General features: G+C 49.8%; 26 protein-coding genes. 19 read left to right on the plus strand and 7 right to left on the minus strand.

Annotated elements, in window-relative coordinates:
- Positions 1–275: 275 nt before the first annotated feature.
- Positions 276–1,163, minus strand: coding sequence for a LysR substrate-binding domain-containing protein (locus tag ACRQU7_RS10915; protein WP_444640815.1), 888 nt, complete (start codon positions 1,161–1,163; stop codon positions 276–278).
- Between the two features lie 246 nt (positions 1,164–1,409).
- Between ACRQU7_RS10915 and ACRQU7_RS10920 the strand changes: the two genes are divergently transcribed.
- From ACRQU7_RS10920 to ACRQU7_RS10950, 7 genes are all read left to right on the plus strand, one after another.
- Positions 1,410–2,618, plus strand: a complete 1,209-nt coding sequence (locus ACRQU7_RS10920) for an MFS transporter (protein ID WP_444640817.1) — start codon at positions 1,410–1,412, stop codon at positions 2,616–2,618.
- A gap of 20 nt (positions 2,619–2,638) precedes the next feature.
- Positions 2,639–3,973 (plus strand): acetyl-CoA hydrolase/transferase family protein, encoded by a 1,335-nt coding sequence (locus ACRQU7_RS10925; protein WP_444640819.1) that lies wholly within the window; start codon positions 2,639–2,641, stop codon positions 3,971–3,973.
- Between the two features lie 326 nt (positions 3,974–4,299).
- Positions 4,300–4,803, plus strand: coding sequence for a CBO0543 family protein (locus tag ACRQU7_RS10930; RefSeq protein ID WP_141825332.1), 504 nt, complete (start codon positions 4,300–4,302; stop codon positions 4,801–4,803).
- Between the two features lie 37 nt (positions 4,804–4,840).
- The gene (locus tag ACRQU7_RS10935; RefSeq protein WP_444640822.1) at positions 4,841–5,422 is read left to right on the plus strand and encodes a CBO0543 family protein; all 582 of its coding nucleotides are present in this window, start codon (positions 4,841–4,843) and stop codon (positions 5,420–5,422) included.
- A gap of 13 nt (positions 5,423–5,435) precedes the next feature.
- Positions 5,436–5,996 carry a CBO0543 family protein gene (locus ACRQU7_RS10940; protein ID WP_444640824.1) on the plus strand — a complete coding sequence of 187 codons (561 nt, stop codon included), beginning with the start codon at positions 5,436–5,438 and terminating at the stop codon, positions 5,994–5,996.
- Positions 5,997–6,114: 118 nt separating this feature from the next.
- Positions 6,115–6,540, plus strand: a complete 426-nt coding sequence (locus ACRQU7_RS10945) for a CBS domain-containing protein (RefSeq protein ID WP_444640826.1) — start codon at positions 6,115–6,117, stop codon at positions 6,538–6,540.
- Between the two features lie 123 nt (positions 6,541–6,663).
- Positions 6,664–6,864: a hypothetical protein gene (locus tag ACRQU7_RS10950; protein ID WP_038324376.1), complete on the plus strand. Its 201-nt coding sequence runs from the start codon at positions 6,664–6,666 to the stop codon at positions 6,862–6,864.
- Positions 6,865–6,925: 61 nt separating this feature from the next.
- Here ACRQU7_RS10950 and ACRQU7_RS10955 read toward each other — a convergent pair whose 3' ends face one another.
- Entirely contained in the window at positions 6,926–7,072 is a 147-nt protein-coding gene (locus ACRQU7_RS10955) for a hypothetical protein (protein ID WP_185741074.1), read from the minus strand.
- 269 nt (positions 7,073–7,341) lie between these two features.
- Here ACRQU7_RS10955 and ACRQU7_RS10960 point away from each other — a divergent pair, with 269 nt between their 5' ends.
- From ACRQU7_RS10960 to ACRQU7_RS10970, 3 genes are all read left to right on the plus strand, one after another.
- Positions 7,342–8,013, plus strand: a complete 672-nt coding sequence (locus tag ACRQU7_RS10960; RefSeq protein ID WP_444640829.1) for an ECF transporter S component — start codon at positions 7,342–7,344, stop codon at positions 8,011–8,013.
- 14 nt (positions 8,014–8,027) lie between these two features.
- Positions 8,028–8,795 carry a type III pantothenate kinase gene (locus ACRQU7_RS10965; RefSeq protein ID WP_444640831.1) on the plus strand — a complete coding sequence of 256 codons (768 nt, stop codon included), beginning with the start codon at positions 8,028–8,030 and terminating at the stop codon, positions 8,793–8,795.
- Positions 8,796–8,966: 171 nt separating this feature from the next.
- Complete coding sequence (locus tag ACRQU7_RS10970) at positions 8,967–10,415, plus strand: amino acid permease (RefSeq protein WP_444640833.1); 1,449 nt, start codon at positions 8,967–8,969, stop codon at positions 10,413–10,415.
- 367 nt (positions 10,416–10,782) lie between these two features.
- Here ACRQU7_RS10970 and ACRQU7_RS10975 read toward each other — a convergent pair whose 3' ends face one another.
- Complete coding sequence (locus tag ACRQU7_RS10975; RefSeq protein ID WP_444640835.1) at positions 10,783–11,058, minus strand: hypothetical protein; 276 nt, start codon at positions 11,056–11,058, stop codon at positions 10,783–10,785.
- A gap of 88 nt (positions 11,059–11,146) precedes the next feature.
- Here ACRQU7_RS10975 and ACRQU7_RS10980 point away from each other — a divergent pair, with 88 nt between their 5' ends.
- The 6 genes from ACRQU7_RS10980 (at position 11,147) to ACRQU7_RS11005 (ending at position 13,771) form a co-directional block, all read left to right on the plus strand.
- Positions 11,147–11,314 carry a hypothetical protein gene (locus ACRQU7_RS10980; protein ID WP_156103898.1) on the plus strand — a complete coding sequence of 56 codons (168 nt, stop codon included), beginning with the start codon at positions 11,147–11,149 and terminating at the stop codon, positions 11,312–11,314.
- 73 nt (positions 11,315–11,387) lie between these two features.
- Positions 11,388–11,531, plus strand: coding sequence for a hypothetical protein (locus ACRQU7_RS10985; protein WP_038324382.1), 144 nt, complete (start codon positions 11,388–11,390; stop codon positions 11,529–11,531).
- Between the two features lie 224 nt (positions 11,532–11,755).
- Positions 11,756–11,968: a cold-shock protein gene (locus tag ACRQU7_RS10990; RefSeq protein ID WP_038324383.1), complete on the plus strand. Its 213-nt coding sequence runs from the start codon at positions 11,756–11,758 to the stop codon at positions 11,966–11,968.
- Between the two features lie 127 nt (positions 11,969–12,095).
- Entirely contained in the window at positions 12,096–12,368 is a 273-nt protein-coding gene (locus ACRQU7_RS10995) for a zinc-ribbon domain containing protein (RefSeq protein ID WP_038324384.1), read from the plus strand.
- A 131-nt stretch (positions 12,369–12,499) separates the two neighbouring features.
- Entirely contained in the window at positions 12,500–12,652 is a 153-nt protein-coding gene (locus ACRQU7_RS11000) for a hypothetical protein (RefSeq protein WP_156103900.1), read from the plus strand.
- Positions 12,653–12,844: 192 nt separating this feature from the next.
- Positions 12,845–13,771 carry a Gfo/Idh/MocA family protein gene (locus ACRQU7_RS11005; protein ID WP_444640839.1) on the plus strand — a complete coding sequence of 309 codons (927 nt, stop codon included), beginning with the start codon at positions 12,845–12,847 and terminating at the stop codon, positions 13,769–13,771.
- Here the strand turns inward: ACRQU7_RS11005 and ACRQU7_RS11010 are convergent.
- Positions 13,768–14,964 (minus strand): HD-GYP domain-containing protein, encoded by a 1,197-nt coding sequence (locus tag ACRQU7_RS11010; protein WP_444640841.1) that lies wholly within the window; start codon positions 14,962–14,964, stop codon positions 13,768–13,770. The two genes, ACRQU7_RS11005 and ACRQU7_RS11010, sit on opposite strands and share 4 nt — an antisense overlap.
- A 225-nt stretch (positions 14,965–15,189) precedes the next feature.
- On the opposite strand from ACRQU7_RS11010, the gene ACRQU7_RS11015 reads away from it, so the two are divergent.
- The 3 genes from ACRQU7_RS11015 (at position 15,190) to ACRQU7_RS11025 (ending at position 16,574) form a co-directional block, all read left to right on the plus strand.
- Complete coding sequence (locus ACRQU7_RS11015) at positions 15,190–15,582, plus strand: hypothetical protein (protein ID WP_444640843.1); 393 nt, start codon at positions 15,190–15,192, stop codon at positions 15,580–15,582.
- Between the two features lie 72 nt (positions 15,583–15,654).
- Positions 15,655–16,146: an amidase domain-containing protein gene (locus ACRQU7_RS11020; RefSeq protein ID WP_444640845.1), complete on the plus strand. Its 492-nt coding sequence runs from the start codon at positions 15,655–15,657 to the stop codon at positions 16,144–16,146.
- 119 nt (positions 16,147–16,265) lie between these two features.
- The gene (locus ACRQU7_RS11025; RefSeq protein WP_444640847.1) at positions 16,266–16,574 is read left to right on the plus strand and encodes a late competence development ComFB family protein; all 309 of its coding nucleotides are present in this window, start codon (positions 16,266–16,268) and stop codon (positions 16,572–16,574) included.
- 44 nt (positions 16,575–16,618) lie between these two features.
- Here ACRQU7_RS11025 and pfkA read toward each other — a convergent pair whose 3' ends face one another.
- The 3 genes from pfkA to whiA form a co-directional block, all read right to left on the minus strand.
- Positions 16,619–17,587 (minus strand): 6-phosphofructokinase, encoded by a 969-nt coding sequence (pfkA, locus tag ACRQU7_RS11030; RefSeq protein ID WP_038324393.1) that lies wholly within the window; start codon positions 17,585–17,587, stop codon positions 16,619–16,621.
- Positions 17,588–17,690: 103 nt separating this feature from the next.
- Positions 17,691–21,188 carry a DNA polymerase III subunit alpha gene (locus ACRQU7_RS11035; RefSeq protein ID WP_444640849.1) on the minus strand — a complete coding sequence of 1,166 codons (3,498 nt, stop codon included), beginning with the start codon at positions 21,186–21,188 and terminating at the stop codon, positions 17,691–17,693.
- 23 nt (positions 21,189–21,211) lie between these two features.
- On the minus strand, positions 21,212–22,132 hold the full coding sequence (whiA, locus tag ACRQU7_RS11040; RefSeq protein WP_444640851.1) for a DNA-binding protein WhiA: 921 nt from the start codon (positions 22,130–22,132) through the stop codon (positions 21,212–21,214).
- Positions 22,133–22,139 lie beyond the last annotated feature (7 nt).

Genomic DNA, 22,139 nt, shown 5'->3' on the forward strand with positions numbered 1-22,139 from the left:
GGGTTTTGTGGTGGTGCACACCCGATACTTTGGGAGAGCGCCACACTGGCAGTGTGGAGGTCAGCGGTTCGATCCCGCTATGCTCCACCAAGTAAAAATCCAGGAACCTGATGGTTCCTGGATTTTTTGTTTTGCCTTGAAAAATACACAGAAACGTATAAAGTCGGAGCTGCCGACCCTATGGGCCGGTCACTCCGACTTTTTTATCGGCTGTTTTGCATCAAGCCCTTTGCCCTTACTCCGTCCGTTACTGCTTCTAACCCGTCCATACTGCTTTAAGGGGTCGGCTTTGACTTGCCGCAGATTTTTAAAAAACGCTGCATGGGTACGGTCAGAAACTTATCCGTACGGTAAATAACGGAGAGCGCCCAGGGAAATTCCGGGTTCTTCAGGTGGAGATGACACACGCGGCCGGAGTACAGCTTATCGACCAGAGGCTTTGGCAAAATGCTGACGCCCTGATTATTTGCTACCATCTCCAGCAGCAAATCCCATTGGGAGCTTTCAAAAACGATGTTCGGCGTAAAGCCCGCGGCTTTGCAGCGTTCCATCACTACATCATAATACATATAATCCGGAGAAACCATCAACAAACGCTCTGTACCCAGCGTCCCGAAGTCCACGCTGCTTTTGGCGGCAAGCGGATGCTGCTTGGGGACGACCAGCACGGCCTCCGAATGAAAAACGGTTTGGCTGTAAAACTTACTGTCCGAAAACGGTTCGATCACCACGCCCAGGTCCAGCGTTCCGTCGTCCACCATATCCCGGATCGATTTGGAGGTGATCTCCGTAATCTGCAGGTCGGTTTCCGGGTAAGCTTTCCGAAATTGATAAATCAGGGAGGAAAAATAGATGGTTCCGGCGGACGGGGGCAGGCCGAGCGTCAGGGAACCGCCCGCACAGCGCAGCCGCTGCTCCAGTTCCTGCGTCTGGGTCTGATAATAGTCCAGCAGCTTTGTTGCGTATTCATAAAACGCCAAACCGTCCTGCGTAATCAGAAGATCCTTCGCCCGGCGTCCGATGAATTCCGCCTGAAATTCATTCTCCAGTGCGCGAATGGCCTTGCTCAGGGTCGATTGGCTGACAAAAAGCTTCTCAGCCGCTCTTGTAAAATTACGCTGCTTTACCACTTCCACATAGTAAGCCAGCTGAATCATTGTCATTGGGGATTCCCTCCTCAATCTTTTACTCTGTCTTCATTATACTTGGAAATTCCGTGATTGCAATTCTGAAATAGATAGATCAAGGTGTTTTTGTATGAATTTAATTCATACGGGTATGAATTTTTTGTATTTTTCCTCTGAAAAATGCCGTGCTATGATTACAGTAAAGAAATGCTTTGGCCAAAGCAGACAAAATTGAATGAACTGCTTGCATGCGGCTGTATGTAAGCGAGAGGAGAGGTATTTGTGCAAGAGCAAGAGAAAAAAGTATCTTCCGTCAGAGCCATTCTGATTGAAACGGTGATGTTTTTTACATACGCGTTTTTCGCCGTAAACTGGGTCGCCGGCAGTACGCTGACGCCGCAGATCATGAAGTATTTCAATCTGCAGTCGTTTGCTTCGGCAACCTTCATTTCCAACGCGATTACTATCGCAAAAATCATCGGCAACTTCCTGGCTGCCGGAATTCTTGTCAAGCTGCTGCCCAAAAAAGCGATCGGTCTGGGGTCCGGGCTGATCGTCGCGGGCAGCGCGCTGGCTGTGCTGGCGCCGCAGTATTGGATTTTTATTTTGGGCCGCTTTCTTATGGGGTTTGGCGGTGCGCTGTACGTCGTCTATTTCAGCCCCGTTGTCATTCACTTTTTTGCCCCTGAGAAACGACCGACAGTCAATGCGCTCAATAACGTGGCCTACAATGTCGGAGGAATCATCGCAATGCTGATCGTCGGCCCGGTCATCCGCTGGATGCAGACCTGGCAGTACAGCATGGCGTTTTTCGCAGCAATCAGCGCCGTATTGTTTATCGCGTGGCCCGTTTTGGGACAGGACTTTGAACTGAACCGTTCCTCCGGAGCGGACGCGGAAAAATATACCATAGGAGATGCGATCAAGGAAAAAAACAACTGGTTCCTGCCGCTTACGTATTCCGGATTACTTACCTTCTACATTGTGCTGCTCAATATTTTCCCGATTTCCGGTGTTACTGCAATCAACTCTAAAACACTCAGCACTCTGGTGGCGGTCGGCGGCGTTGTCGGTTCCGTGCTGGCGATTCTTCTGTCCAGGGTATACTTCAAGCGCCTGCCCGTAATCCGCTGGAGCGGTCTGGCCATGACCCTTTTCGGTGTGCTGATGTTTAACACGAAAAACGGCATACTTTCGATCATTGCCGCCTTTGCCATCGGCGTGCTGATGTTCCTGCCGATCACCTCCCTCGTAATGATTCCGCAGGAACTGCCGAACATGTCCCCCGCAAAGTTGACGACCATCATGGGGCTGTTCTGGGCGCTGTCCTATGTGATTGAATCGGTCGTATTCTATCTGATCGGCATTGTGATCGACAAATCCGGGTATTCGGCCGGACTGACCATCGCGCTGGTAATGAGCGCCACCTTCTTTCTCGGATCGTTCCTCCTTCCGGAAACGGGGCGTACCACGAAAGAAAAGAAGCAGTAAGAATGGAAAGGAATATCTTTATGAAATCGTTTAAAGAAATATACCGTGAGAAAAAAATGACCGCAGAACAGGCACTCGAGCTGATTCAGGACAACGACTATCTGTTTTCCGCCCAAGCCGCCGGGGAGCCCGAGGCGATTCTGGAAAAACTACAGCATCTCAAGAAGACCGGCGTAAAAAACACGGTTCTGAACACCTGTCTGCCCCTGAAGTATTACGAGGCGTTCAAGGACCCTGAAATGAAGGGTATCATGGCGCACAACGGCTGGTTCTTCAATGCCGGTCTGCGCGACGCACAAACCAAAAAGCTGGTGAGCGACGTGCCCCAAAGCTCCACCTCCATTCTACGCAAAACTCTTGACCGCATCGCTTATGAAAACCGCCGTCCCGTGGTGCTGGCCACGGTATCACCCATGGATCAGCACGGATATATGTCTCTCTCCGTCAGCGCGATTTATGAGCGGGACCTGATCAACAAAGGGGCGCTTGCCATCGTGGAGGTAAACCCGAATTATCCCCGTACCTTCGGCGATACACAGGTTCACATTTCCGAGGTTGCGGCAGTTGTGGAATCCGACCGTCCGATTTTAAAAAGCAAGCTGGCTCCCTACACCGAAACGGATGCGGCAATCGGCAGATTTATTGCCTCACTGATCGAGGACGGCTCCACGATTCAGCTGGGAATCGGCAATATTCCGAACGCGGTGGCGACAGAGCTGAAGAGCAAACATCACTTGGGAATCCACACGGAAATGTTTACGGAAACCATGGTGGATTTGCTTGAATGCGGCGCGGTGGACAATTCCCAGAAGGGTCTGCTCAACGGCTACTCGGTCTGCTCTTTTACAATGGGCAGCCAGAGGCTGTACGACTACATCGACAACAATCCATCCGTTTTGTTTAAATCCTGCACCTTTACCAACGACCCGTACACCATTGGGAAAAACAACAAATTTGTTTCGGTGAACGCCACACTGGAGGTTGATCTTACCGGACAATGCGCTTCGGAAACAGTGGGCCATACCCAATGGTCCGGCACGGGCGGACAGTCGGAAACCGTGCAGGGTGCCCAGATGTCCCCCGGCGGCAAGTCGATTATCGCCATGCACTCCACCTATACCACCAAGGACGAAAACGGCAAAGAGATCCTTCATTCAAAGATTGTGCCGTTTTTGCAGGAAGGCGCGGTGGTCACCACGTCCCGCAACGACACGGACTACGTGGTAACGGAATACGGTGTTGCGTGGCTGCGCGGGCTGAACGTGAGCCGCCGCGTCGAAGCGCTCATCAACATTGCGCACCCGGACTTTCGCGAGGAACTGCGCCGCCAGGCTGAAATCAACAAAATTTGGTAAAGAACTGCTTTCCCTAGCACAGCGCACCCCCCGCCGCGGTTTTCCTGCGGCAGAGGGTGCGCTTGCATTTGCTTGTTTATTTTATTGTATAGAAAATGGGACGGCTGGAGAAATTATAGGAAGCGTCCCTTTCTACTAATAAACCATCATTTCTAAAGCAGCAAAAATACAGGAACAAACTATCTACAGCAATTCCATTTCAGTTGCGAGACAAAACGCGTTCCTCCCCCACCTTCGGTGGGAAGGAACGCAGCCTTGTTGCAGAACCAACTGGGAAATGCTGTAAAGTACTATAAAAATTCCAATTTGTGAGGACGTGTAAAATTTTGACGCTTGCCATCATGCAAATCGTATTTTTAGGACTTTGCTATAAGTGGAGCGATTGGAAAAACTGGAAACTGTATTACCCGACAATGCTTTTTTATATTATTGGAAATCTGACGGAAGACATTATCACCTGCAAAAAACCTTTGTGGCTCTACTATGGCTCAACGTCGATTGACCGATTAGCCGATTATCTATTCGGCTTTTTGATTTTTCCCTGTGTGGTAATCCTGTTTTTATCAAGATACCCCAAGGGCAGAATGAAGCAGATCGCGTATTTATGTGCATTTATTGCCGTGATGTCGTTCGTCGAAATCGTGCTTTATTCCCATGGAGAGATAAAATATTACAACGGCTGGAATCTCTGGTGGTCCGTTTTGCTTTACGTTGGAGTATTCCCATTGCTGCGGCTGCACTATAAAAATCCGATATGGGCATGGGTGATATTATTTGCATTAGTGGCCGGCGGAGTATTCCATTTTAAAATTCCTTTAGCGGATTTATAAAAATTTATTTGAATGTACCATTTTTAGGAGAATTTCGATGTTTGCGAAAGAGTTTGCTGTCCCCAAAAGTGTGGATATCCAAAAAGAACTGACGGATATCCATATCCAAGAGTGGCTGCGGGAAGACGTATTCCATTTTAAATGGTGGTTTTTGATTGCCTTTCTTGTAATTCTTGCATTGATCTGGTGGATAATGCTTGATAAATCGAGATCGATGGAAATCTGCTTGTTTGTGATTTTGTCCGTCATAGTCTTTATGGGCATCAACGAATACGGGGAAGAATTGACGTTATGGGATTATCCGACCGATCTTATTCCCATATTCCCGCCGTTGTCTTCCGTTAATTTAATAAGTTTCCCCCTGATTTATTCACTGGTTTATCAGCACTTCGGCAAGGGAAAAAGGTTTGTATATGCAGTTATCATAACATCGGCTGCAGTTTGTTTTCTGTTTGAGCCGCTCCTTACCTGGGGAGGATTCTACTATCTTATTCATTGGCAATATTATTTCAGCTTCCCGATTTATACGATAGTGGCAATCGGCATAAAAGCAGCGGTAATGAAAATTTACGCGATCAGAGAAAAAAATCAGATCAGTGTCCCGGCGAATCGAAATTAAGGAGCGGATGTAATTGATACCGAATAATATGCTGGCAAACGCCGACATTCAATGGAAATTGACTTCCGCCCGCTTTGAAGAATGGTTTCAGACCGAGCTGCTGCGTTTTAGGTGGTGGCTGCTGCTGCTTGTGTTTCTGTTTTCTATTGTTGTCTGGTGGAAAACAGTCGACAAATCCAGACTGAATGAGATCATTCTGTATGCAGGCATTGTAACCGTGATGATTTTGATCCTTGACGAGTTGGGTGAGGAAATGACTCTCTGGGATTATCCCGTGGAGATATTTCCGCTGTTTCCTCCCATAGCGGCTATTGACCTGGCAAGCCTGCCTCTGGTCTACTCTGTGATCTATCAACATTTCCGGACATGGAAGAGCTTCGCGATTGCCTCGATTATTATGTCCGTTCTCTCGTGTTTCGTCCTTGAGCCTCTTTTTGTTTTGAGCGGTATCTATCAAATGATTACATGGAAAACCTATTATGGACTGCCGCTGTATTTCGCCATAGGAATCTGTTCAAAAGCAATCATGGTGAAGATATTCAGAACGCAGATAAAACATTCCGGACAGCTTTGAACGTAGCTTTTCTTCGGTTCGTCCTTTTTCTATGCACAGGCGGCATTTGACGCATGAAATTTATTGAACCGGTAATAATTCCGCCCATCAAAGGAAAACTAACACTGAGGTGAGGATTATGAAAGTAAAAGAAATCATGTCAACAAAAATTGCGAGCCTGGATTCAAATGATTCCATCGAAAAGGCCGCACAGCTGATGAAGCAATACGATGTAGGTTCGATCCCTGTGTGCAGTCAGGATAAGGTCATCGGCATCGTCACCGACCGGGATATCGCCCTGCGGGCGACGGCGGACGGCGGGGACGCGAAACAGACGGTCAGGGATATCATGAGCTCTGATCCGGTCGTCGGAAGCCCCGATATGGATGTCCATGACGCCGCCAGAATCATGAGTGAAAAACAGATCCGACGGCTTCCCATTGTGGACCATAACAGCCTGATCGGGATCGTCGCGCTGGGTGACATCTCCCTTGAGCCCACCCAGCAGGACAATGCCCAGGAAGCCTTAAAAAATATTTCTCAGCCCAACCACGGCAGTATGTGAATACGCAGCCGTCCCATAGAATGCACCCCAAGGTCCGAAATCGATGAGGGGTGCATTTATTATGCAATAAATTCTGTGATTTGGATAAACTAAGATATCATCAAAATTAAGGAGGACAACCTAATGAGCGATATACAAAAACGCAAATTGAAGCTGAACGATCAGGATTCCTTTTTCTATACGGACAACGTCATCTCCTCGACGGAATGCACCGGCCTGATACAGACTCCTCCGGTATCCGAAGGGGAAGCTGAATCCTACACGGAAATTTACCATATTCCGAAACCGGAAAATGAAGAAAACAACGGTCTGCAGCACGAATAAAGAAAGTCGAAAACGATTCCACACCTCAGCATCATTGCATATCATAATACTGAGGTGTGTATTATGTTAAGATTACCTTATATCTGGTGGTGGTTCCCTCCCCGTCGTCCGAGGATTCCACAACCGCGCCGTCCCCACGGGTGGATGCGGCCACGCGGCCACCGCTGACAGTTTTGCCTTTTCGCCGCCGTTGGATTTTTTGATTCATCGGCGGCTTTTTTTATCAGGTACTGTCTGAGAAATCAAGGAATTCGTCTGTTTCGGCTAAAACCCATCGTTTTTTATCATCAAATGGTGCCTATTGCAATTCCATTTTAAATTTGAGAGAAACGCAATCTTGTTGCAGAATCAATCGGAAATACTATCGCTATTTCCTTAGGATTGGATAAAGCGATTGACTTTTTCCCACAGACTGATATAATAAACAGGAAATTTGCGCTGTATCCGGCAACGGAACAGCAGCAGGAGGTAATAAAAGTGAATAAACAATCCGCAAAGTATGGGGACTTTGTCCTGACGGCGCTGTTCGCCGCCATCATTTTCGTGCTGGCTTTCACCCCGATTGGTTTTATCAATCTGGTGATTATCAAAGCCACCATCATCCACATCCCGGTCATCATCGGCTCGATTGTGCTGGGACCGAAACGCGGGGCGATTCTGGGCGGCATTTTTGGCCTGACAAGCCTGCTCAGCAACTACATGACACCGTCCGTACTCTCTTTCGCGTTCTGTCCCTTTATTCCTGTCCCGGGAACCGCGCACGGCAGCCCTCTGGCCCTCGTGATCTGCTTCATTCCCCGCATTCTGGTGGGCGTTGTGCCGTATTATGTGTATCAGTTTGCGCAGAAGCTCTCAAAGAACAGCTCCAAGGGAGAATATCTTTCCCTTACGCTTGGCGGAATTTCAGGAGCTCTCACCAACACCGCGCTGGTAATGAGCCTGATTTATTTTCTGTTTAAAGAAGCCTATGCGACCGCCAAATCCATTCCGGTCAGTGCGGTAATCGGCGTCGTGCTCGGCATTGTCGGAACAAACGGCGTGCCGGAGGCTCTTGTGGCCGCCCTGATTACCGTTGCGGTATGCAAGCCGCTGCTGAAGCTGCGGAAAAAAGAATATGCCGGAGTCCAAAATCTTCCGAATAGAAAATAAGCAGGTGATTTTTTATGATTCTCGCCGTTGACGTTGGGAATACGAATACTGTCCTGGGCTGTATGGATGACGATAAAATCCACTTTACCGCCCGCTTTGCCACGGACCGTGCAAAGACAAGCGACGAATACGCGATTCTGGTGCAGAGCCTTTTTATGGTAAACCGCTGTCCTTTCTCCAAAGTAGAGGGCGGAATCATTTCCTCGGTTGTCCCGGAGCTTTCTGTGGTTTTACAGGATGCGATTGAAAAATTGACGGGGAAAGTCTCTCTGATTGTCGGCTCCGGCGTAAAGACCGGGCTGAATATTCTGATCGACAATCCGGCGCAGCTCGGCAGCGACCTTGTCGTGGACGCGGTAGCCGCTTACGCCGAGTATCCGAAGCCCGCCATTATTTTCGATATGGGCACCGCCACGACCCTCTCTGTTTTAGACACGCGCGGGAACTACATCGGCGGCATGATTATGCCCGGCGTACGCGTCGCCATGGAAGCGCTTTCCAGAGAAACCGCTCAGCTTCCGCACATCAGCCTGGAGGCGCCGAAAAAAATCACGGGAACAAACACGGTGGACTGTATGAAAAGCGGCGCTATTTTCGGGAATGCCGCCATGCTGGACGGGGTGATCGACCGCATTGAGGAAGAATTGCATCAGCACGTGACCGTCGTGGCTACGGGCGGACTTGCGCGCCACATTGTTCCTTACTGCAAGAGCAAGATCATTTGGGACAACGACCTTACTTTAAAGGGTCTGTACATCATCTATAAAAAAAATATCAAATAATTTACTAAGGCTGAAATCCGGTGGATTTCAGCCTTCCTTTTTTAATTCCGCTGTATGGACAGAAGTTCATCGTCCGCCGAGGAAAAAGCTGACAGCCCGGATCAGGAAAAATCCGGACATACTATCTTTGTTGCGAAACAACAGAGAGATTTTATGTTCGGAGCTGGGATTATGAAGAAAAATGAAAAGGGACTGTCCGCGTGGCAGCTTACCATGATGGCGCTGGGAACGGTCATAGGAGGTTCCTTCTTTCTCGGCTCGTCGGTGGCAATTCACGCCGCGGGCCCGTCGATTTTACTGTCTTACATTTTAGCCGGGTTTCTGGTTTACTTTATCCTGTTCGCGCTGTCCGAAATGACCGTCGCCAATCCCGACTCGGGCTCTTTCCGTACCTTTGCGGCTCAGGCGTACGGGCAGGGCACGGGATTTGTCGTGGGGTGGGTGTACTGGACGGGAATGATTCTCGCCATGTCCAGCGAGGCCACCGCCGTCTCCATCCTTGTCAGGGAATGGGTGCCGAATCTTTCCATCCCGCTGTTCGGAAGCCTGATTATTATCATTGTAACCGCTCTGAATCTGCTGGGCGCGGACAAGCTCAGCAGGCTGGAAAGCGGACTGGCGGCAATCAAGCTGCTGGCCATCGTTTCCTTTGTGGTAATTGCCGCTTTGCTGATTGCCGGACTCTTCCCCGGAAGCCCGGCAGTCGGTACGGGAGCGCTTATGAAGGAGCCCCTGATGCCGGGAGGAATCAAGGGGATCGCCGGAAGCATGCTGATCGTCATGTTCGCCTATGCTGGTTTTGAGATTATCGGCCTCGCTTCTTCGGAAGCGGACAACCCGCAGGAAACCGTTCCGAAAGCAATCAATTATACGGTGTTCTGTCTGGTCGGATTTTACATTCTCTCCGTCGCCGTACTTCTCCCCCTGATTCCGACCGCCGATATTAACGAGGATACGAGTCCCCTGGTCGCCGCCCTGAACAGAAGCGGAATCGGATGGGCCGGTACCGCCATGAACCTGGTGCTGGTGACTGCCATCCTGTCCACTATGCTGGCGGCCATGTTCGGTCTTGGGCGGATGATGCGTTCGCTCGCGGAGGAGGGACTTGCCCCCGTCTGGCTGAAGGATCAGAACGATGTTCCCCGCCGCGGAATCCTGTTTTCAGGTTTTTCCATGCTGGTGGGGCTGGGACTCGGTCTGCTGTTTCCGAGAGTTTACCTGTTTCTGATCAGCTCCGGCGGCTTTGCCCTGCTCTTCACCTATACGCTCATCATGGCGACCCATATCCGTTTTCGCAAACAGCACGGCTGTCCGCCGAACGGGAAATGTCAGGTAAAGGGATATCCCTACACCTCCCTGTTTGTCCTGCTTGCCCTGATCGTGATCATGGTCAGTATGCCCTTCGTTCCCGGACAGGCGTCCGGACTGATGGCAGGAATTTTTATGGTCATTTTTTATTCGCTGTGCTATGTCGCAGTCAGACTGTATTATCTTTCGAAGCATCCGGAGCTTTCCCGCGGAAACGCAGTTAAAAAAGATTTCAAGAAAAATCTTTCGGCTGAATTTTCCAAAGAGCTTACCCCGCCAAACACGAAAAACAACGACACCAATCGGAAATAAACGGTTTTTTTATTTGAACTCCACATATTTCCATGTTTTTAATTTGTTAACATTAATTTCTTAAAATTTTAAAAGCTGCTTCACCGCACAGACATAAGCGGACGATATACTTTTAATTGTTCCGAAAAGGTTTTTGCTCCTCCTTATGTATAAAGATATTATGATTACTGCCGTACGCCTGTCGGCACAGACGGAATACCGAACCGACAGGCAGGCAGACTAACAGCAGGTTCCCCTATGGGGATTCACATATACTCTTTTTCATTTCCCTCTTTTTTGCCCGTCTGAAAACAGGCGGTACAGGCGGCTTGCACCGGTGATACGGTATGAGCCGCTTTTATTTTACGTTGGAACCTTCTTAACTCTGTCAGCTGCATATTATAGAGAGTAAGGAGGTGTAATAATATGGCAAGAGGATTCTTCCCCTTCTGGTGGTGGTTCCAGCCCAGAAGGCGTCCGCCGGGGCCGCCTCATCCGCCGGGGCCGCCCCGTCCGCCAAGGCCACCCCATCCACCGGGACCACCCCGTCCGCCGGGGCCACCCCATCCACCGGGACCACCCCATCCACCGGGGCCGCCTCATCCGCCGGGACCGCCTCATACGCCCGGCAGACCGGGACGCCAGCGTGGACATTAAAAAGCAAAGCGGGGGCAACACACCGCGTTCAAAATAAATTTCCATTCATAAATCAAGCGGTTTCGTAAAAATTAATCCTGAGGTGATTGATTTTTATGAATATTCCGTATTGCGGCTGGAATAAAAACGACAAAAATAATCCGTTTGAAGCCGGCGACTATGATTTTATGGAGTACAACGAGAAAGAAACAGAAAAAAATGACAGTGACGAAGACAATTCTTATCAGGATTTTCTTCGGAGCGATCGGAATCAGCCAAACTGAAAAAGCCGTCCCGGAATCCGGGACGGCTGTATTTTTCACAGAGGAAAGGGAATCCTACTCGCGAGGTGATAATATGGCTGATATAGGACCTGCGATGAAAAGCAAGTTTGACTCCCTGTCAAAGGATCTGAAAGAAGAAATCATGAAGAGGGATGTCAAAATCAATTCCATTCAGGATTTGATTAAGTGCCTGGACTCCATTGTCGCAGAGGGGTAACCCTCTGCTGCTTTTTCAGAGGCCGCAGGAATAGAATATGAAAAATCCCCAAATAATCGTTGGCTACGGTTGACTTCTCCTGTTTTTGTGATATAATAGATATGTATTCTAAATGTACCAATGGAACTCGCATATTTATGTAAGTCATTGACCGTTTAATGATTTACATAAATGTGCGGTTTTTTATTTTACATGCGGATATAATATATTTGGAGGTGCTTTTTATGAATAAAGGTACAGTAAAATGGTTTAATCAGGATAAAGGATTTGGATTTATTTCCAACGACGAAGGCGGGGACGATGTGTTTGTCCATTTTTCCGCTATTACCGGTCAGGGATATAAATCTTTAACGGAAGGTCAGAAAGTTACTTTCGACACCGAGACAGATCCTCGCAACGGGAAACTGAAAGCTGCCAATGTTACTGTTGTACAATAACATTATGAAGCAAAAAAGGTCAAATTTTTCATAAAAATAAATTTGACAATCAAGCTGGTATCCTGTATACTGACAATAGTGCCTGACCTCACGGTCAGGCATATATTTTAAAAACGAGGTACTTCAATTGTTTAACAAAGACAAAACCCTGACATGCAGAGACTGCGGACAAGAATTCGTATTCACCGCAAGTGAACAGGACTTCTTCGCTGAAAAAGGATTCACTAATGAACCCACACGCTGCAAGGACTGCCGCAATGCCCGCAAAAACGCCGGAAAACCCCAGCGTGAAATGTTTGACGCTGTCTGCGCTTCCTGCGGAACAACCTGCAAGGTTCCTTTCCGTCCCAGGGACGACCGCCCGGTTTACTGTAGCGAATGCTTTTCCAAGCAAAGATAATTTAAGAATGCCGATTGCTGAAGTACGCCGTTTACGGCGTACTTTTTTGTCAATATTTCTCTTTCTTCAATCACACTATGGATTTATATTTCTATGTTATAATAAAAGAAATACACTTAGGAGGTGCTCTATTGAATACAAAGAAAAAAGCAATGCTGAAAAGCAAATTATTGGTATACAAGGTTTGCTATCAGCAGGCTGAAAAACAAAAGGACCATACACGCATGGACAAGATCGAAGTTTTCATAGACGAACTCCAGGAAGAAATCGATAGTATGGACTGAATGAGCGGCAATGCCCGTTCCCAATAACTGCCTCCGCTTGGTTGAACCAGATGCGGCTTAAAAAGCCATGCCTGTTTTCATGAAGCCGGAGGTCTTTTTCTGTCTGCAGACTGCCGTCCATATCTTAACCGCATGATTGATATCGCTTCCGCGCTATGATAAAATGGAAAAAACACATATCAGGAGGACACCATGTCAAAAATTCGTATTGGAATGATCGGACTTGGAAATATAGCGCAGAAGGTTTATCTCCCGTTTCTTTCCGCGGAAAAAAACTGGACTTTGGCCGGGGGATACAGCCCTACAGAATGGAAAAGGAACCAGCTGTGCGGCATGTACCGGATCAAAGCGTTCCCCAATCTGACGGATTTGCTGAGGGAGACGGACGCCGTATTCGTGTCCTCGTCAACGGAGTCTCACTATGAAATCGTTTCAGAAGCTTTGAAGCACGGAAAAGACGTATATGCAGACAAACCGCTTGCGGCTACCTCCGACGAAGCGGAACAGCTCGCGGAGCTCAGCCTGCGATACGGCAGAAAGCTGATGGTCGGGTTCAACCGCAGATTTGCGCCGATGTATGTCCGGGCAAAAAACATGACGGACGCCGGCACGGCGCTGATTCGGCTGGAAAAGCACCGGGCGGACTCCATCCGGTCCGAAAATTATAGAATCACAATGCTGGACGACTATATTCATCTGGCAGACACCGCCCGCTGGTTCGCCGAGCCCGAGGACGGCAGTCAGATCGGCGGTTCCGTCAAGGTGAATGAAAATCAGGAACTGATTTTTGCCCAGCACCAATATAAAGCGGAAAACGGCTGTACCGTCTTTCTGGACATGCACCGGAAAGCCGGTACCAATCTGGAAAGAATCGAGGTTCTCACCGAAGGGGCCCTCGTGCGGGTCTTGGACATAGATACTTTTGAAACCGAAGCCGGGGGAAAAACGGAAACGGAAACTCCGCCGGCCTGGGAAACCATTTTAAAACGCAAGGGATTTGAAGGGGCCATTCTCCATTTTATCAATTCCATTGGGGGAAATACCCAGCCGCTGGTAAACGGCGAGGAAGCATTGAAAACCCAAAGGCTTCTGGACACGATGATGCATATCGGAAATTAGGCCGTCGCGCAAGCCGCTTCAAAAATGGAATTGATATCTTCTACAATGGAAGCGTCAATCAGGTCGTGCTCCGACATGTTCCGCATCAGCATAATCGCCCTGCTGTGCGGCATAGCCGGACGGTACGGCCTGTCCTCCGTCAGGGCCTGATAGATATCCACGCAGCACAGAAGCCGGGAATTAAAGTCAAGCCTGTTCCCGTCAAATCCATACGGGTACCCTTTCCCGTTCAGCTTTTCATGATGATTGGCCGCCCAGTCGGCGATCTCTTCAAACCCTGTGATTTCTTCCAGCGTTTTGCGGGTATAAAACGGATGGGACTGTATGACCGCGATTTCATTCGCATCCAGAGTACCGGGTTTGTCCAGAATTTCATTGGGTATCATCAATTTTCCCAGATCGTGCAGATCAGCGGCAATCCGCATTTTCCAATAGGCTTCTCTGTCAAATTCATAATAATCGCACAGAATCCCGGTCTTCTCACTGATCCCGCGCGAATGCGAACCGGTAAACGGCGATTTGGCGTCAATAATATTGCTGAATATTCTGGAAACCGTGCGCATTTCCTGATAGCTGAACTCCCTGTGGACGGTGGGGGTAACTACGCGCAGCGCCTGAAATACGAAATTGTCATCCATATTCAGCCAGAATTCAATATTTCTGCTCAGCTCCAGAAAAACATCGATAAAATCCGGGTCGAAAATCGGGAATTTTTTAACCCGGGCTTCGATATCGGCGTGCTTCTTTCCTTCGGAAAAATAGATGGCGACGAAATCGGCCAGAGCGATAATCCTTGAAAACATCGGGATTTCCTTGCCGGAAACGCCGAAAAATCCGCTGCCGTCATAATGCTCGTGATGATAGAGAATAACATTCGGTATTTTATGAAAGAAAGGGAAAAAATTAATGTTTTTCTCCCCCTCCACACAATGCATCCTGTCGAGTTCCGCTTTTCTGTAGTTTTCAATGCCATCTACCTGGATCAGTGCTTTGGTCACGCCGTTATCGTGCAGAAGCGAATAGGAAATCAGGTCGAACAATTCCGTATTGGATAAATTGATTTTTTGCCCGATTCTTGCGGCAATATAGGCAACCCTTCTGCCGTGATTGGTAACGTCGCTGATTAAATCCTTTTCTACGAAGTCAAGCGTATAGGAAAGAGAATTCAATAGTTCATTTACATTAAAATCCATGATCACAATCTCCATGTTTGCAGTTTGGTAAATTATAACATTTATTTTATAATAATACAAGAAATGACTTTTTATGACCATGTATCAAAATTTACAGATTTTAAATCTAAAAAATCTACCCACGCTGCACAAACCTCCCTTTCCGCCTGCGTCTAAGCAAGCGGAAAAACGGGCATATTCCTGACAGAAATATCCTTTTTATTCTGTTTGGTCAGGAGGATTTGCATGAAGAAAAACAAAAAAAATTTCTGGTTCATTTTTTTCACTGTGGCTATTCTGTCCTTTACGCTGCTCTATCTCGGTATAAAATATCTGCTCGGAAATCCGGTCACCCTGCAGAATATTGCCGCATACGTCATCCTTTCCCTGATTTTCGGCGCCGTCTCCTCCGTTTTGTATCTGCTGCAGCTGAAAATCATGTGCTTTGTCTTCGTGCTGGGACTTTTCGTGGGATACCTTGATATGTTCCGGACATTTCTGGGAAGCAGAAGCGGGTGGGAGGACCTGGCCGGCCTTTTATCCCTGTTCACCTGGATGGCCATCGGGCTTTGCGCCGGCACCGTATTGCAGTTCCTCTCCTATTGTTATCACAAAATCCGATATCGCGGAAAAGACTGAACGTTTTGTCATGCCAAGGACGGATGCATCATAAGATTTGATAAGAATCATAATTGGAAGAGGTGCATCCTTATGCTGGTTGAGATACCGTATAACCGGGAACAGGTAGCCGAATACGCCAAAACGTGGGCTCTTTTGAGGAACCGCGCCTTTATGAATTTCGATAAAATGGGCGGCGACTGTACCAATTTTGCCTCGCAGTGCATTTATGCCGGAAGCAGGGTGATGAATTACACCCCCATTTTCGGCTGGTACTACAAAAGCAGCAATGACCGTACCCCTTCGTGGAGCGGCGTTCAATATCTTTTTAATTTCCTGACGACAAACAAGGAAGCGGGACCTTATGCGGAGCAGGTCGACGTAAGCTCCCTGGAGGTTGGGGATATTGTTCAGCTCGGCAACGCCGAAAACCACTTTTACCATTCCCCCGTCATTGTGGGTATCACTGAGCAGGATATTTTTATCGCCGCCCATACGTACGACGCATATATGCGGCCGCTGAGCAGCTATTTTTACAGTACCATCCGTTACTTACATATCAAAGGCGTAAGGAAATATCAATGAAATTTTTCCGGAGCTTGAAAAAGAGAACAGCATGTTTTCGAAAATCATTTACAAATACTTCCAATAATGATAGAATGAAATAGCTATGAACAGGCAATTTGAAGGAAAGGCAGATCTGTATGGGAGTAAAACTGAAAAATCTGATGGAATCCCTGCTTTTGACCAAAATGGACGAGGTAATCGATAAGCTGGATTGCTGTAAATGTGAAAAATGCCGGATGGACATCGCTTCTTACGCATTGAACAGACTCCCGCCCAAATATGTTGCCACCTATGAAGGCGAGGTTTATTCCAAGCTGGATACGCTGTCCACACAGTATGAAACGGATTTGCTCAACGCATTGTTTCAGGCCGCAAAGGTGGTTTCGGAAAACCCTCACCATACTCTTCCCACTGAAATTTCTTCTGAAAATAGTACGCAAAAATAAAAGGAGTTCCGCCAGAAAAACGGAACTCCTTTTATTTTTTTAATTTAGATTGAAATTTTTAGCGCTATGTCGTACAGGCTCCTGTCAAAAACGCGCTCCATCTCAAGCGCTTCCGTAATATCCAGATCAACGATCTTGCCATTCTGCATCACAACGACCCTGTTGCCCCGGCCTTTGTACAGAAGATCGGCGGCATGGAATCCCATCACGCTGCCGGCCACACGGTCACGGAGCGTGGGCGACCCGCCGCGCTGTACATGGCCAAGTACCGTAGCTCTGGTTTCGATCCCCGTCTTTTCTTCAATATCCTTTGCCAGCTTGTCTACTCCACCGACGCCCTCGGCCACCACAATGATAAAATGCTTTTTACCCGTTTTCTGGGTAAACATCATACGGTTGATGATGTCCGTCTGAAAATCGAAGGGAACTTCCGGAACAAGGATGGTCGTTGCACCGACCGCAATGCCGGTCTGGAGTGCCAGATCGCCGCATTTCCTGCCCATTACTTCTACAACACTGCAGCGGTCATGCGACTCGGTCGTATCGCGCAGACGGTCAACCATCTCCACGGCGGTGTTCATGGCGGTGTCAAAGCCAATGGTATATTCACTGGCGGCAATGTCGTTGTCAATCGTACCCGGCACGCCTACACAGGGAATTCCTTCCTTGGTAAGGTCGCGCGCACCGCGGAAAGAACCGTCTCCGCCAATGACCACGATGCCCTCGATGCCCATGTCGCGGCAATTGTCGGCCGCCTTTTTTACGCCGTCCGGAGTATTGAATTCCGGGCTGCGGGCCGTAAACAAGGCCGTACCGCCGTGATGAATAATATCCGAAACACTGCGCAGATTCATTTCAAAGACGTCGCGGTTCAAAAGGCCGTTGAAGCCTCTGCGTACGCCCATGACTCTCATTCCATAAGAAATACCGGCCCTTGCTACCGCCCGGACGGCTGCGTTCATTCCCGGCGCATCTCCCCCGCTGGTCAGAACCGCAATTGTTTTTGCATTCATGATGATACCCCCTAAATTCGTTGCTTTGCCATATCTAAATTATAGTATATCAGGCAAAGAAGAATCAACCGGTGAATATGGACAAAAGTATCTGCTATATGGATTATTGTTGTATTTCCTTCACAACCGCCACATTTTTTTCTCCGAGCAGATTTTTTAATTCCCGCACCAAAATATCGTTGACGCTGACATACATGGAAAAGGGAGCCCGCACCAGCTTTTTGGTATTGACAAAGTAAATATAAAGCGGCGTCCTGCCGTCAAAAATGGCAAGGTATTTTTTGGCCCGGTCATAAAGCTCCGACTCCTCCTCCGGCACTTTGATGTAAAGCCCCGGGTGCGCGGGCTTTGCGGCTCCCGCACTTTTTTCCGAACCCCCGTGAAGGGAAGGAGCGGGAGCGACCGACTCACACACCAGCTTGGCCTCTTCGTCTTCGCGCATACTGATTCTGCCGAACATCTTCACGATTTTTCCTTCCGTGATCCACTCGGCATACTGGGCGAGGATTTTCGGAAAAACCAGAACCTCCATAGAGCCGAACATGTCTTCCAGCGTAACAAAGGCCATTGTGGTATTGCTCTTGGTCACTTTCATTTTTACGCCGGCAATAATCCCGAGGAGAGTCACCGTATCGCCGTCGTGAAAGCGTCCCCCGTCCTCCCTTGCGTCGTCAAGGATATCGCCGGTGCGGCTTGCGTGGACTGCATCATACTGATTGATATATTCTGCCATGGGATGGCCGGAAAGATACATGCCGGTCACTTCTTTTTCCATGGAGAGCTTGTCGCCGGCACTGAAATCGGGCATGGCCGGTATGGAATACTCCTCATCGTCCGCCGTCTGGGCGGGGGTGTCGAAAAAGCCCATCTGGCCGTCCACATTGCGGCGCTTGTCGTCGTCGAGATGATCCATGATATTGCCGACACTGGTCAGCATCTGTCTGCGGTTGACGCCAAGGCCGTCCAGCGCCCCGCATTTGATCAGGCTTTCCAGCGCGCGCCGGTTCAGTTCGCCGTACATACGCTTGCAGAAGCCGTAAAACGTGGTATACTGCCCGTTCTCTTTCCGGTCGCGCAGGGTGCTGACAATGAATCCCCTGCCCAGATTTTTCACGGCGAGCAGGCCGAAGCGGATGTCCTTCCCCGCAACGGTGAAGCCGACGCCGCTCTGGTTGACGTTGGGCGGCAGCACGCGGATGCCCAGGCGCATACACTCGGCTATGTAAGCCGCCAGCTTATTGTTGTTGTCCAGCACGCTGGTCATCAGCGCCGCCATATATTCGCGCGGATAGAAGCATTTGAGCCAGGCGGTCTGATAGCTGAGCAGAGCGTAGGCCGCGGCGTGGGATTTGTTGAAGGCGTAGGACGCGAAGCTTTCCATTTCGCCGTAGATGGCTTTTGCCGTCGGCTCGTCCACACCACGGCGGATGCAGCCGTCCACTTCAACCTCTCCCTTTTCGTTGGTCAGCCCGTAGAGGAAGATTTCCCGTTCCCGCTCCATTACGGAGGCTTTTTTCTTGCTCATCGCACGGCGCACGATATCCGCGCGCCCCAGCGAATAGCCCGCCAGCGTACGGAAAATCTGCATCACCTGTTCCTGATAGACAATGCAGCCGTAGGTAACGTCCAGAATGTCCTTGAGAAGCGGATGGCGGTAAGAAACCCTTTCCGGATGATGGCGGTTTTCGACATAGCGCGGAATGGATTCCATCGGCCCCGGGCGGTAAAGCGAAATGACCGCGATGAGGTCTTCGATGTATTCGGGCCTCAGCTGCATAATGACACTGCGCATCCCGGCGGATTCAAACTGGAACACGCCGTCGGTCGCGCCGCTGGAAAGCATGGCGTACACCTTTTTATCGTCCAGCGGAATGTCCTCGATCTGAAAGCCCGGCCGCTGCGCGGCGATCATGTCCTGTGCGTCGCGGATGACGGAGAGGTTGCGCAGGCCGAGGAAGTCCATCTTCAGCAGGCCGAGCTCTTCCAGCGTGGTCATGGTATACTGCGTGACTACGGAATCGTTGTTTTTGGCAAGCGGCACATACTCCGCGACCGGCCTGTCCGTAATGACGACGCCCGCGGCGTGGGTGGAGGCGTTGCGCGGCATTCCTTCCAGCTTTCTCGCCATATCGATCAGCTCGTGAATCTGGGAATCGGTGTCGTAGCGCTGCCTTAAATCGGAGGAAGCTTTGAGCGCCTTTTCCAGCGTGATGTTCTGTTCCATCGGCACCAGCTTCGCGACCCCGTCCACCGTCGCGTAGGGAATCGCCATGGCGCGGCCCACATCGCGGATGGAGCCCCGCGCCGCCATGGTGCCGAAGGTGACGATCTGAGCGACATGGTCCGCGCCGTATTTCCGCACCACGTAATCAATCATTTCCTGACGGCGTTCGTCGGAAAAGTCGATATCGAAGTCCGGCATACTGACACGCTCCGGGTTGAGAAAGCGTTCAAACAGCAGATTGTACCGAATGGGGTCGATTCCCGTAATCCCGATGCAGTACGCCGCAAGGCTTCCCGCACCGGAGCCTCTTCCCGGCCCCACCGGGATACCGGCTTCCTTCGCATAACGTACAAAATCGTAGACGATCAGGTAGTAATTGACGTACCCCATATGCTCAATGGTATTTAACTCATATTCCAGCCGCTCGGCCAGTTCCTTTGCGGGATTCTCGCCGTAATATTTGTAAAGGCCCTCGTAACATTTGTCACGAAAAAAAGCCGTGTTCTCCTGTCCGTTCGGCGTATCAAAATGCGGCAGCTTGGTTTTGCCGAATTCAAACTCCACATTGCACCGCTCCGCGATACGGACCGTATTGTCGGCGGCCTCCGGATGGCCCGGGAACAGGGCGCGCATTTCTTCTTCGCTCTTGTAATAAAACTGGTCGCTGCCGAATTCCATACCGTCCTTATCCTCAACCGTATGGTTGGTCTGGATACAAAGGAGGATATGATGCATTTTATTGTCTTCCTGACTGATGTAATGGCAGTCGTTGGTCACAATAAGCGGGATTCCCGTTTCCTCCGAAAGCTTTATGATGGACGGATTGATGCGCTTTTGCTCCCTCAAACCGTGATCCTGCAGCTCCAGATAGAAATTGTCCTCTCCAAAAATAGAACGGTAGCGAAGGGCGGCTTCCTTCGCCCCGGCGTAGTCGCCCGCGGTCAGGGCGCGCGGGATTTCTCCCGCAAGGCAGGCGGAAAGGGCGATAAGCCCCTCGTGGTGCTCCCTTAAAAGGTCGAAATCCACACGCGGCTTGCTGTAAAAGCCTTCCGTCCATGACTTCGACACAAGGGCGATCAGATTCTGGTAGCCGGTGTTGTTTTCACAGAGAAGGACCAGATGCCGGTGCTCCGAGTCCATCTCGTGCACCTTGTCAAAACGCGTGCGCTGCGCGACGTAGACCTCGCACCCGATGATCGGCTTGATGCCGCGCTTTTTGGCTTCCTTATAAAAATCGACCGCGCCGTACATAACCCCGTGGTCGGTAATCGCTACGGCGGTGTCTCCCCGCTCGGCAGCGGTATTCAGCAGCTCCGTGATACGGCACGCGCCGTCCAGCAGGCTGTACTCGGTGTGCAGATGCAGATGAACAAACATGTGCGGTACCCTCCTGTCAGTCTTTATAATACTCTTGCAAACTCCATAATGCGCTGCAGACGGTGGTTCACCCCGGAACGGCTGAGCGGTTCGGAAAGCGTTGCGCCTAGCTCGCGGAGCGACATTTCGGGATACCGGCAGCGCAGCACGGCAAGCTCCCGCAGTTCCTCCGGCAGCGCGGACAATCCCCCGGCTGAACGGATGATCTTTTCGATTGCAACAATCTGCGCCGCCGCGGCGGACGCCGTCTTGTCAATATTCGCCGTCTCAAAATTGGTTTTCCGGTTGACGTTGTTGCGGACCTCTTTCAGCATCTTGACCTGCATCAGGCTCATGGCGGCCTTTCCGGCGCCCATAAAGGTCAGGAAATCCGCGACATGCTCGCTCCCCTTGATATAAACGACGTACGAGCCTTTCCGGTTCAGCAGACCCGGCTGCAGGTCAAGCTCATAGATTTCGCTGATGAAGGCACATAAATCCCTGGCAAGGTTCATAAACGGCACCACGAATTCCAGATGATAATCCTTGCTAGGGTCGGTCACGGTACCGCAGGAAAGAAAAACGCCCCGCAAAAACGCGCAGGCGCAGCAATCATTTTCCATATTGGCACGGTTGATCCGAAGATGGATCTCTTTTCCCGTGTGCCCGAAACAGGAAAGCACCTCTTCCCTCTGTCCGCCACCGGATACAGCAACGGTAAAAGCGCTTTTGCGCTCTTTTCGACGCAGCAGAGAGGTGGAAATATCCACGATCACCCCCACGGTTTCCGCGGTAAGCTGCGCGGCCCTGTGGGCGGCGGCGGTGTTTTCAATCGTCAGGGAAATGGCATTTTGAGAAAAGCTGCGGCCGAATAAAAGCATGCCGTAGCATTCCGCTTTCCGGCAGCAGAAATTTTGCGGCATCGCCTGACAAAGTTCGGTTTTTGTTTCAGACGCGAATGACATTTTTGCA

The sequence above is a fragment of the Caproiciproducens puteiluti genome, assembly GCF_052442865.1.
Classification (GTDB): Bacteria; Bacillota; Clostridia; order Oscillospirales; family Acutalibacteraceae; genus Caproiciproducens.